Here is a 12,542-nt window from a genome sequence, read left to right on the forward strand (position 1 = left end):
AAGCTGAGGTGGGAGGTCGTGGCCTTCGCCACGATGACTAGCTATTTATTAAAGAGCGAATTTACTCTTGTGCTTTATACAAACGCTCAAATTTCAGGCCTTTCGCGGTTCGGTTATCAAAACCTTGCCAGTAAGTATGCTCATCTTTCTCTTGGCCGCTTTCATCTTTAGCCCATACACCATCGTTAGAATTAGGCACTAAGTCTAGGTAGGGTTTCATATCATCATCATTTTTCAAATATTTATTTAGCCAAGCGCTTACAAAGTGCTGTGCAATATTATTCATACGTACGTTATCCCAAACCGCATCAGAGTAGTGAGCACTCACACTACCGCCAAGTTCAGCGTTGTATACATATGACTCCTCAGGAGCAGGCATAACTGCGCCGGCATTATGGTTTGCGTTCATGTAAGTTAATAAGCTTCGGTCAACGTTTTTTGCACCTTGCCAAATGGCGCGCACACCGTTTTCATAACCTGAAACATCATCCTGTGAACCCGACACAAGCATTATTGGAATAGATATGGTATTAAGGTCAAACATATTGTAGTTCATTCCCCAAGGGGCAAATGCAATAATGGTTTTTAAGCGTTCATCAACCTTAGGCTTGAGCCCTGATTGATGGCGCTTTAATGTGCCAAATGGCGCTGATAATGGACTGCTCACAGCTTCTTTTGTTATACCTGCTCCGGCATTAATAAGTGCTCCATAGCCCCCCATAGAGTAGCCAATTAATGCAGTATTATTTGCATCAACCAGCTCATATAAAAATGAGCTTTTATCTGCGGCCATGTTAGCTAAGTGGTCTAAAACAAAAAGCTGATCGACTGGACGATTAACTAAGGTTGAAGCGAATGCATCTTTTGATCTGTAGGTTGAATCGGTGTGGTCAATTGATACTACCACGTAACCTTTTGATGCAATATTTTCTGCTAAATGTGCCAATAAGAATCGGTTTCCTGGATAACCGTGCGACACAATTACTAAAGGAAATGCCTTTTCGCTGGCAATGGCTTTTGCATCACGAATCGCTCTTCCGTGCAATTCTACTTGCTTTTTACCATCACGAATATACGCATTAATTATGGTGTTGCTCGCAGTGGCAGTACTCGAAGCTTGTGCCGGATACCATACTTCAGCGGTTAAGGGCCTGTCATACATGGGCATTTCATTGGGCTTAGATTGTTTTGGATCAAGCGCTAAAATATTGATTTGATCAGGGTTAACTAACTCAAGGGTTCTCACGCCAATTTTATATTCGCCATAAGCGGCTAATTGTGGTGCATCAGGGCGCTGAGCATCGATTCTATTTTCAGCCAAAGCAAAATTTAAAAGGCCTAGGCTTATTAATAACATGCATCCTTTGGTGAAAGTTTTTACTCTCACGTTTTTCAGTACAACAGATGAATCCACTTGATTTCTCCTAAATAAAAGACGAATTATGCCCATACAATTATGACCATTTGATAACAAAAAATATGAAACCACATTTATTGTGGCAGCTCACTTTGTATTTAACTGACAAATACAAGATAAAACACGACACTTATTGTTATATTATTGTATAAGCACTGCGAATTGTGACTATTCACAGCAACTAAAACATCGCAATAAAAAACTCAAAAACAAATAAAATCATATAGATAAAGAACTGCGCCCTTTTACAATCTTAATTCAAACCAAAACCAACCTGTTAACAAAAAGATTGCAATTGATTTACTTTTTAGTTAAGTTTTACCTGTCTTTTGTCTTATACAAGACAAAAGAAACTTAAACACATTTACGTAAAACAAAAAAGACCGTTGGACACACGGCACATTGTAAGTGCAATAAACCTATAAAAATGAAATCGTGGAGAGCACCATGTTACTAAAACCTAGCACACTACATACAGGTATTACTCGGGCATTAGCTATTAGTACTTGTATGACAATCGGCTTTGCAGCCAATGCACAAGAAGTTGAAACTGAGGAAGATAAAGGGCTCATGGAGACCATTACAGTTACTTCACAAAAACGTGTAGAAAATCTAAATGAAGTCCCTGTTGCCGTATCAGTTTTACGTGAAGACCAAATCAACTCTGCGTTTTCTGCCAATATTGAAGGTTTACAAGCCTTGGTGCCATCCGTTAGTTTCCGTAAAGGAAACACAACCAGAAACTCAGCTATTACTGTTCGTGGTATTGGTACAATTTCATTTAGTGTTGCAGCTGAGCCAAGCGTATCAACGGTAGTTGATGGTGTAGTGCTAGGGCGTTCTGGCCAAGCATTCGTTGATTTATATGACTTAGAACGCATTGAAGTGTTACGTGGCCCGCAAGGTACCTTATTTGGTAAAAATGCGTCTGCCGGTGTTGTGAATATTACCACTAAGCGCCCAAGTGATGAATTTGAAGGTTCAGCGGAGGTCACCTTATTCCAAGACAATGAATATCGTTTAAAGAGCAGTGTATCAGGCGCATTAAATGACAATGTAAACGGTAGTTTAACGGTACTGAAATCACAGTTTGACGGCTACATTAAAAATGTTTACAACAACGAAATGACCAACGGTTATGACAAAGAAGGTATTCGTGCCATGCTTGATATTGAAGCGGGTGACGAAACTGACGTACTATTCATTTTTGAAAATGTAGAATCGAATGATGGATGCTGCGCTGATTTAGAGCTTTCGCCAAGTGGTCGCCACCCGGGTTCTGAAGCCTTACCTAACAGCACGGGAACTGGGGATTTAGATTTAGAGCAACGCCTAGTTGATCATGATTTTGAAACACGTACCTTAGATGAAACCACCGGCTTTTCTATGCAAATAGATACTATGTTTGGGGATCATCAATTTACCTCTATTACCGCATACCGAGATTGGGACAACACTGAATTTCGTGAAGGTGACTTCACTTCTACCGCGGGTACTCGCCCTTTCCCTGTTTTTGCAGAACCGTTCCAACTTCATGACATAGGTGCGCAAAATTGGAAGCAAACATCACAAGAATTCCGCATTGCTTCGCCAGTAGGAAATGATTTTGATTATCAGGTAGGTGCATTTTGGTGGAGCCAAAAATCAACCAGAAACTTTACTCGTGATGCAAGTTGCCAAAACAATGGTGGGCAGTTCCCTGCAGCAATTAGCACCTATTTAACAGAGACCTTTGGCATTGCTGAACCAAGTGATGATCAAGTAAATCAATTTATTGAAGATGAAGGCCTAAGCTGTAATTCAAATGATATTGTAAGTGCCACTGCTTACATGGAAACACAGTTTGATAACTGGGCGCTATTTGCTGATGGTAAATACCATATTAATGACGATTTACGCCTATTGTTTGGCATTCGCTACACTGATGATGAAGTAAGTTACTCACACAATAGAAGCAGCAATGACCAATACAGCAGAACGGGTGTTGGCGTGCGTAGTTTTGATACCGACTATAGCGGCTCTACTGATGAAAGTAATGTGTCAGGGAAATTAGGTGTGCAATATGATTTATCTGACAGCAGCATGACTTACCTAACCTTCTCACAAGGTTATAAAGGCCCTGCATTTAACGTATTTTATAATATGTCAGCAACCGATACGTTACCCATTGGCGAAGAAACGTCTGATGCATTTGAGCTAGGTTATAAATATGCAAGCCGCGATATTATTTTTAACGCAGCGGTATTTAGAACCGACATTGATGGCTTCCAAGCGAACAACTCTGAACTACTTGATGAAGTTACTATTACTCGCTTAACCAATGCGGGCTCGGTAACTACCCAAGGCATTGAGTTTGATTTCATGTGGCAAGTAAATGATGACTTTGCTTTAAGTGGCGGTTTATCAAAAGTAGATGCGGAAGTAGATGAATTCCGCTGCCCTGTAACCGACCCTACTTGTACGGGTAGTTCAGGTGCTGATTTACCGTTTTCACCAGATCTTAAATACTCCGTTACGGGTGAGTATATTTGGGAAATGGAGAACATGGATATTATCTTAAACGGTTCATACGTTTATACCGATGAAATGTTTGTTGGTGCACCGGGTGCATTTGCCACCGATAGCGACCCTGCCGTGCTGCCTGACTACGCAATTCTTAATGCGAGTTTAGCGTTCTCATTCAGCGATGATGATTATCGCATTAGTTTAATTGGTAAAAACTTAACTGACGAAAGCTATGTAACCACATACAGTGGTGACAACTTCCGTTATCAAATCCCGCGTGACGCAGACCGTTACTTTGGTGTGCAATTACGTGCTAGATTCTAATTACATGTAAACAAAAATATAAGGCGCCTAGTTGGCGCCTTTTTTCATTAACGTAACACTCATAAAGTGACTTAAAAGTTTTCGCGCCAATGAATAAGTTTATCTTCTCCTTTGTACACACCAAAGCTCGCTGTAGCGGTAGGTAGTTCATCAAATACACCGTCATTGTCCCAGTCATATAAAAGCCACTCAAAAGCATCATACGACACCCCTAGCTTGCCCTGATTACCTGCGCCTGGTGCTTGTAAAATAATTGCCTCTGACTTTCCAGACACAAACTGCCCAGTGCCTCCACTTACCTCTGTAAGAGACGGTGCTAGGCTTATATTGCTTAGAATTAGATTTGAGGCATCATATTCTAGGCAGTTATCAGCGCTAGACACGAGAAAATTATCGCCATCGAAATATTCCACTTGGAGTACCTGAGCTAAGTCTTCTGTTTCTGGGCCAAAACTGTTATTCAGTACCAAACGGCCAAAATAGACATCCAGTCCTGTAGGTGACGCCGCTGCTAAACTAGATGCTTCAATGGCGTCTGTATCAATTACTGACAACACGTCAAAATTAATATTAGCGGTAAATGGCGCTACTTTCGTATTTGCTGAGCGTGGATAGAAAAAGTGATCGTCACTCGAAAGCTGATAATGTAATACGCCTCTTGGCAGTGAATTTGTGCTTGTTGTATTGGTTAAATCGAATTGGCTTAATATGCCTTCGCTTAAATTGGCTTCAACACTTAAGTAGCTTCCGTCAACACCGGTGGCTTGTTCATCTTGAGTAGGGTTAGCAATAAAAATAGATGACGAACTCAGCTTCATAAAATCATTTTCACTACCTTCAGCATCTTGGTAATAATTTTGTGTAACCGCCCCTTGTTTATTATAAGCCGTTATTTCCAACACGGGGTTAGTTAAATAGGATATAGCCCCTTTAGAAGCCGTTTCTTGATCTTTTTGCCCGCTGTAAGCAATAAACGACATTGCAGTGGAGCAGGTTGCTTGGAATAAGCCGTCATCGGCTATAGTTTGTTCAAAATGATGGGGAATAAAGCGCCCTATATTTACGTTGTCGGCATTAAGAACAATACCTTGGCCACCGTAGTTGGCATCTTGAATGTCTAAACTGAGTAAACCAACCTCTGAATAACTCGCATCGCTATAACTAGAAACCCCGCCTGAAAAATCAGACAGATTTACATTGGTAAACGCTGGAGTAAGGCTTGATGAGAGGCTTGAGCCATTAGCATAAACGAAACTTCCATCAACGTTTCCTTGAATATTAGGCGCGCTGCGAGTCAGCGCCACTTGCATTTGGCCGGGAGTATAATTGCCAGTGAGGGCTCCTAATGCATTAACAGCGCTAACACTAAAATTAAAGCTTTCACCAGCCTTATGAGTAACAGCTGAATCAGCAGCATTACCATTTAATTCCACACTCCCATTGTTGACGCTAGCGACTAACTGAGCAGGGCTTACCCAAAAAGCATTACTACTGCCTGAAACCTCAACACCATTGTTACTGTAACTTGCATGCAGTTGAATGTTTCCTGCATCTAAATACATGGGGTTAGCGATAGTAGCAATGCTGTTTGCGTCAAAATTAACACTCACACTGCTTGTGGTAGGGTGCTTAGCTATTGCGTTTCCATTAGTGGTAAAACTAAGGCCACCATTGCCGCTAGGTTCAATATTTTCCTGTGATAAATTAACACTTGTTGCTCCGCTAAATAAAGACTCACAAACGCCGTTGTTTGATCCAACAGCCTGAATTTGTAGCGTGTCAGGAAAACTTTGACCCGCAACTTGATTCGGAATTATGGTGTTTGCATCACCTGCGTATAAAAACTTAAATGCGGCATTTGTGTAGTTTAAATCACAAGAGTTGGTGCTGCCATTATTGCAAATAAAGCCGTCGGTTGCCTCAATGGACGCATTGGCTATTGATAAGGTAAGAACCTCTTCATTGGTGCGGCTCACACTGACTACCGTGCTTCCCGTAAAAGTCTCAGTGCTTATAAGCGTGTTGTTACCCAAAAAGTCCAAGCTAATTTCATCAGGGCTTAAGGAAGAGCAGCTTTCGTCGACACATGCTCTTACAGTTATGTTTTCAGCCTCACAGGTTAAGCCACCTCCATCATGCACTATCTCATAGTGATGCGGAGCCTGCCCCACACATGAGTGAGTTTCATTCATAATAGTGTTAATTTGCGAAACACTTAAGGCGCCATCGTAAATACGAAACTCGTCAATTAAGCCATGAAATCTATATTCGCTGTCGGAGTTCCAACCACCAATACGCGCATCACTTGAAACGTAAGCTAAGTTGTTAAGAGGTGAGCCGGCTAACTGACTTAACGCTTGCTCTTCACCATTTATATAGATTTTGTTGCTACTTACTTGCCCATTGGTAAATTCAAATACGAAGTGATACCAGGTATTGGCTAAGCCTGAACTGTACATACCATACAAATCACTATTACTAGTATTAAAGCCAATCCCTCCGCCAGCTATAAATATATCGTACAGCTCAAAACCAATAGGCATTATTCCATTTGTGCCGTCCCATTTCATCCAAAATGCGATCGACGTTTTAGCGCCCGCTGTTGTATCAAGCGGTACATTGCTAAGTGCAATAGCACCATTACTTTGGCTCGCATACCCGCAAGTTCCTGGATTACCATCCACCGCTGGTGAGGCAATTTCAGGGCTGGAGTTACTAATTATATTCGCGTGATTTTCATTGCCAGTGTAGTCAATAATTTCACCAGGAGTGCCATCCCACACTTCTTCTTCAAACCTATATTCTAAGACGGGAGTTACCTCACCTTGGCAAAAACGCGTGCTTCCATCATAGTTATTACCTACATTTTGATTAGTATATACTTCCGTAATTTCAGATTCATTCAAAGCAGTATCAAATATTAATAGTTCATCAAGCAGGCCATCCCAAGCTTGCGATGCTTGAAAACTGCCTCCCACTGAATCTTGCTCTTGGCCTATAATTAGACCGCCCTCGTCAATTGACACCGCGCCGCTTTGAGAATTCATCTCGCATTCAACCAATGTTCCATCTACGTAATAACATAAATTCCTTCCGCTTCGTGTCCACACTAAATGATGCCACTCACCGTCACCTATACCACCATTACTTGTTGCTGAACGAGATGATTTAATATACGGTTCAAATGTACTCGTACCGTTAAAAAACATTAACATTTCATTATTTTCATTGGCATTTGCACCTGACAAAACAGCGCCGCTGTTTAAGTTATCAATTTTACTCCACACCGATACAGAAAAATCGCTAAGTCCGTCAGCAGCCTCTTTGGCTAAACTCAAGTAATCACTTGTGCCCGTTGCAGTAAAGTCGCCAGCTGCACATATTTTGCCATTTTCAGTGGTGGTCATATTAATTGATACGCCATGATGTTCATATCCAGAGCTATCTGACACTTCGTTCGTAGCTCCTATCCAAACATTTTCATCAAACTGATAATTAGCGACGGGGCGAGATTTACATGAGTAGGTTTCATTCACAAGCGTTGTCACCTGAGCACTGCTTAGCTCACCGTCAAATACTTGCACTTCGTCAATTAGTCCGTGAAACCGATAGCTACTGTTTGCTGACCACCCCCCTATACGCATTTCGCTTTTAACATAGCTTCGTCCGTTTGACGGAGTCCCCGTGCGTTGGCTAAGGTTTTTTAGGACACCGTCAATGTATATCTTACTATTGGCCACATTTCCGTTGTTAAAAACAGCTACAACGTGGTGCCAAGAGTTGGCCAAACCATTTACAGAAATACCATATACGTCATTATTGCTTGTGTTGAAGCCAAATCCGCCGCGATAAATAAAAAGGTTATATCTGTTCCAGCCAATGGGCATTACGTATTCAGTACCATCCCAGTACATCCAAAAAGCAACCGTAGTTTTAGTGCCGTTACTTGAAGTGTCTACAGGTAAATTTCGCACTTGAATTGCGCCGCCAATTTGGCTTATGTAGTCACAAGTACCGGGGCTGCCGTTAATGGCTGGTGATGAAAACTGAGAACTGGTATTGCTTAATATATTGCCAACATAGCCATTGCCGGAGCTGTCACTCACTTGATTTGAGCTCACTTCCTCAAATGTAAATTTCGCAAGGGGTTCGGGGCTAGACTGCGCATTTGAATAGCCAGCGAATAACAACTGAACACTTAAGATGCAAGTTAAAAAAAGTATGCGTTTGCAACAGCAAATTTTTTTGTAAAACTCGAAAGAGGAAACAGACGATAAGCAATTTATCATTAACTATATTACCTTACTGCGACAGAATCTTGTCATTAGCTCAATGTTCAGCCGCCAAATTGACCATATTATGGCAAGCCAAGCAAAAATTACGCCATGCACTGCAACACAAAGCTATAGAAAGAAGCTTGTCGCTATTCAAGCCACGTAATGTTGGTGAAATACTATGTTTCATTGTCGCACAAAATCAAGGCCTTACGAACGAATCACTTTTACGAAAGAATACTTAAGTATAAATATTTATACGCATAAGAAATGGCGGTATGGAATACTCACTTTACTTTTGTGATCTTTTTTGAGATACATGACATTTATTAATAAACAATATTTTATAGCAGTAGCTATTCTATTGGCCTCATTTTCTGCGAATGCAGAAAACAACTTTGCTGACCGCTTCACTTTTAGTGGTTTTGGACAAGTTGTTGCTGGCTATTTAGATGAATCAGATGCTGACTACCAAGGTTATTCCAATAGCGTGTACTTGGGTGAACAGTCGCTTTTTGCGGTCCAAGCTGATTTTACCTTCAATTCTTCACTTAGTGTTTCCGGGCAACTATTAGCGCATTCAGCTAGTGATAGAGATTCCGGTGTGGAATGGTTGTACCTAAATTATGAGCCTAGCGCGAATTGGCGATTTAAATTAGGAAAGCTGCGCACCCCCTTCTTTCGTTATAGTGACGTAATTGATGTAGGTTTTGCCTACCCATGGATAAGCGCTCCGCAGCAAGTTTATAGTGGATTTTTATTTTCAAACTATGAAGGCGCCTCTGCAACCTATTTACGTAGTTATAAAGATTACAACTTCGAAATTGAAGCTTACTACGGTGTGTACAGTGGTTCGTTTAGCCGGGCGGGTGAAGACACGCCATTTGATGTGGATGAAATTAAAGGTTTAATATTTAGTGTTAATCATGGCAACTTAAATATGAGAATCTCGACCATAGAGTCTTCTGATTTTGATGCTGAAATACCTGATTTCGACGGGTTTGCTGATATTTTGGAGATAAGTGGTTTTATCGATAATGCCAATGCCTTTCGTTTCGATGGCAAAGCTACTGCTTATCAAGCCAACATCAATTATGACACTTTAGATTACTTTGCCGCAGCTGAGGCAATAAAGATCACTTCTGATGTGCTGGCGGTTCCCGAACTAACCGCGTATTACGCCACAGCAGGGTATAACTTCCACCCCTTCCAAGTGCATATTACGTATTCCACTTCGAAGAGTTCGTACAACGTACCTGAAAATCAGATTCCCGTAGGTATTGCGCCACAAATTGATCAGTTGTCGTATGCCTATGACCTAATCACGTCGAGTCTGCCTTTGTATAATTTAGATTCGGTTACATTTGGCGCGCGCTGGGATGTGCGCCACAATATTGCGTTAAAGGCAGAGCTTACTCTTCTTTATGGTGAAGACGGCGAAGGCTCATTCTATTCTAATATTACTGATGAGGGTTTTGATAGAAAATCAAGACTGTATCAGCTTGGAGTGGAGTGGTACTTCTGATGAATTTATTAAAACACTTCATGTTCGCCGTACTAGTTTGTTTTGCATTTACTAGCAGCGCTCAAGGCCTCATTATTGTTGCGAATACTAACGATAACCTTAAGATAGAAAAGCGACAGGTAAGAGACTTGTTTATGGGGAATAACTCCCAAATAAGTTTACAACCCATCGCCCTGTCGCCTTCAAGCGAAACGCGCTTTGTGTTCAACACTAAAATTGTGGGCTTAACTGAATCTAGAATTCAATCTTACTGGACGCAAATGCGCTTTAGCGGAAGAAGACGCCCGCCTAAAGAATTTGATTCAATTGAAAAAGTGCTTGAATACCTTAAGAGCACACCGGGCTCGGTGGCTTACATTCCTAGCGGAACTGAGATCCCATCGGAATTAACGGTAATATATCAAGTAGATTAAAACGCGTTAACCTGCAAGTACAGGGGCTAGGCACATTAACCTCGCCCCCCTGCAATGCAAGTATGGGGAACTTACTTCAGAGCTTGCGCAATACTCTTATTGCCGTTAAACAGCTCTGTTACCAAGTTGGAATCAGCTGGATTTTTAACAATATACAACAGCGCTTTGGCTACATCTGCGCGAGTAATTTTAGCATCGTCTTTGTTACTCGGGCGTTCAGTGGTGATTTGCTCGCTTGGCTCATCATCAGTCAAGGTGCCAGGGCGCACAATGGTATATTTCAAGCCTCTTTGTACTAAATGTTCGTCAGCCATGTGCTTGGCAACTAAATACGGCTGCATTTCTTCTGGGCCAGAAGATGGCGCATCAGCACCAATTGAACTCACCATTATGAAGTGCTTAATATCATTATTTTTTGCATAATCCGCGGCGCGACAAGCAGCCCACAGGTCAATCAAGATTGTTTTATCGGCACCAGTATTTCCACCTGAGCCCGCTACAAATACTACCTGTGTGCAATCTTCGAATGCGTGTTCAAAATCTTTTGTAAGATCTGCTTCAATTATTGATAAGTTGGCATCATCAAATTCTGATAATTTGTTCTTATCACGAACAAGGGCTGCAACTTTTTGGCCGTCGTTAAGCATATTACGCGTTAACTTTTTACCTATTTGTCCACTTGCGCCAATAATTAATGTGCGACTCATTGTATCTCCTTAAACAAATTTATTTCAAAGTACTGTTACTTTGCCAGTTACCTTGAAGCAAATACTGTTCCTATGGGGCGTATACTCTGTAACTCACTGTTTATAGGGCTTGTGGTTTTTTTAGACGTAATAGCTAGCTACCTGCATGTAAAGTTATCATGCAGGTTTGTAAATATAACAGGGGGAGTAAAGAATTAGCAGCCCGTAATAGTTAGGCTGTAAAATACAGGTTCATCAGGAAAGCTAGTGTCTACATTGTAGTAAACGTTGCACGAGTCAAATGTTGTATAGCCTTGCGGTACTATATATATAGCAGGTGTGTTAGGTAAATTATAAATACCCCAATCAGCCGTAATCGAGTCATTCGCGTTTATCATTACTTCATAAGAGCCTTGTAGCGCTTTAATTACGTTGGCCCCTGCAGGAGTAAGGTTACCTAAAGTCGTATTAACCGTTTCATTTCCTAAAGTAATGGAGCCTGCTGATGATTTTTCTTGCCCTGCCAACACTGCTTTGCTGTATACAAGTGTATTCGCTGATTTTAGGGCCGCCATTAAAGCATTCATTTGCGCTTCGCGTGCATCATCTTGAATATCAATGAAACGAGGCGCCGCAGTGACCGACAAAATACCTAAAATCACAATCACTATAATAAGTTCAATAAGGGTAAAACCGCCTTGTATGTTTCTCTTAATCAACTAAACATCTTCTTTTATTAAGCGTGTAAAACGCTATTAACATGGTAATGACTAGAAGTTTATGCGCTTAACAAGGCCTTGTCATGGGGCACTACAATACCTTTATATTCAGTTTAATACTCAAGGTGTATTAACATATTGCATTTAGCACTACTTTTTACTTAATGCCTCTGCTAATTCATAGTTACCTTGGCTTAAAGCAATATCAGTTAAGCCATTTCCCGCTTTGTCTTTAGCCTTAATATTAGCGCCTGCGGCGCTGAGTTCGTTAATAGTGTTGGTGCGGTTAAATAAGGTAGCGAACATCAATGCCGTTTGCCCACTTGCGTTCACTTGATCTATATCGCAGTCAGCCTTTATTAAGGCTTTAATTGCACCAAAGTTCCCTTTAAATATAGCGCCCATTAGCGCAGTATTACCTGTATTGTCTTCCTGGCATGGGTTAACGTGTTTATTGCTAAGCAAAAACTTAACAGCCTCAGTGTGGCCATGGTATGCCGATAGTATAATTGCAGTGTACCCTTTTTCATCGGCTACATTAGGATTTAGCCCAGCTTCGTAATAGGTTTGTAGAGTAGCAATATCACCTTGGCGCGCTGCATCAAAGTACATAGCCTGTAACTTAGCACTATCATTTGCCAACGCCAGCAGGCTTACCTGCATTAAAATAAACAACGAC

8 protein-coding genes are annotated in these 12,542 nt (G+C 41.2%); 3 read left to right on the forward strand and 5 right to left on the reverse strand.

What is annotated here, in order from left to right:
• Positions 1-61: 61 nt before the first annotated feature.
• Positions 62-1,357, reverse strand: coding sequence for an alpha/beta hydrolase family protein (locus ACOI22_RS09415; RefSeq protein ID WP_420672352.1), 1,296 nt, complete (start codon positions 1,355-1,357; stop codon positions 62-64).
• Between the two features lie 507 nt (positions 1,358-1,864).
• Between ACOI22_RS09415 and ACOI22_RS09420 the strand changes: the two genes are divergently transcribed.
• Positions 1,865-4,246, forward strand: a complete 2,382-nt coding sequence (locus tag ACOI22_RS09420) for a TonB-dependent receptor (protein ID WP_420671770.1) — start codon at positions 1,865-1,867, stop codon at positions 4,244-4,246.
• Positions 4,247-4,317: 71 nt separating this feature from the next.
• On the opposite strand, the gene ACOI22_RS09425 is transcribed toward ACOI22_RS09420, so the two are convergent.
• A complete protein-coding gene (locus ACOI22_RS09425) occupies positions 4,318-8,436 on the reverse strand; it encodes a DUF6701 domain-containing protein (protein ID WP_420671771.1) in 4,119 nt (1,372 codons plus the stop codon).
• A 403-nt stretch (positions 8,437-8,839) separates the two neighbouring features.
• On the opposite strand from ACOI22_RS09425, the gene ACOI22_RS09430 reads away from it, so the two are divergent.
• Together ACOI22_RS09430 and ACOI22_RS09435 are read left to right on the forward strand one after the other, a co-directional pair.
• Positions 8,840-10,045, forward strand: coding sequence for a hypothetical protein (locus tag ACOI22_RS09430; RefSeq protein ID WP_420671772.1), 1,206 nt, complete (start codon positions 8,840-8,842; stop codon positions 10,043-10,045).
• Positions 10,045-10,458 (forward strand): hypothetical protein, encoded by a 414-nt coding sequence (locus ACOI22_RS09435; RefSeq protein WP_420671773.1) that lies wholly within the window; start codon positions 10,045-10,047, stop codon positions 10,456-10,458. The genes ACOI22_RS09430 and ACOI22_RS09435 overlap by 1 nt, the downstream gene beginning before the upstream one ends.
• 71 nt (positions 10,459-10,529) lie before the next feature.
• Here ACOI22_RS09435 and ACOI22_RS09440 read toward each other — a convergent pair whose 3' ends face one another.
• The 3 genes from ACOI22_RS09440 to ACOI22_RS09450 all read right to left on the reverse strand — a co-directional run bounded on the left by ACOI22_RS09440 (position 10,530) and on the right by ACOI22_RS09450 (position 12,526).
• A complete protein-coding gene (locus tag ACOI22_RS09440; RefSeq protein WP_420671774.1) occupies positions 10,530-11,165 on the reverse strand; it encodes an NAD(P)-binding oxidoreductase in 636 nt (211 codons plus the stop codon).
• Between the two features lie 194 nt (positions 11,166-11,359).
• Positions 11,360-11,863, reverse strand: coding sequence for a prepilin-type N-terminal cleavage/methylation domain-containing protein (locus ACOI22_RS09445; protein ID WP_420671775.1), 504 nt, complete (start codon positions 11,861-11,863; stop codon positions 11,360-11,362).
• A 150-nt stretch (positions 11,864-12,013) separates the two neighbouring features.
• Positions 12,014-12,526, reverse strand: coding sequence for an ankyrin repeat domain-containing protein (locus ACOI22_RS09450; protein ID WP_420672353.1), 513 nt, complete (start codon positions 12,524-12,526; stop codon positions 12,014-12,016).
• Between the last annotated feature and the right edge of the window lie 16 nt (positions 12,527-12,542).

Source organism: Glaciecola sp. 2405UD65-10, from assembly GCF_048820975.1.
GTDB lineage: Bacteria > Pseudomonadota > Gammaproteobacteria > Enterobacterales > Alteromonadaceae > Glaciecola.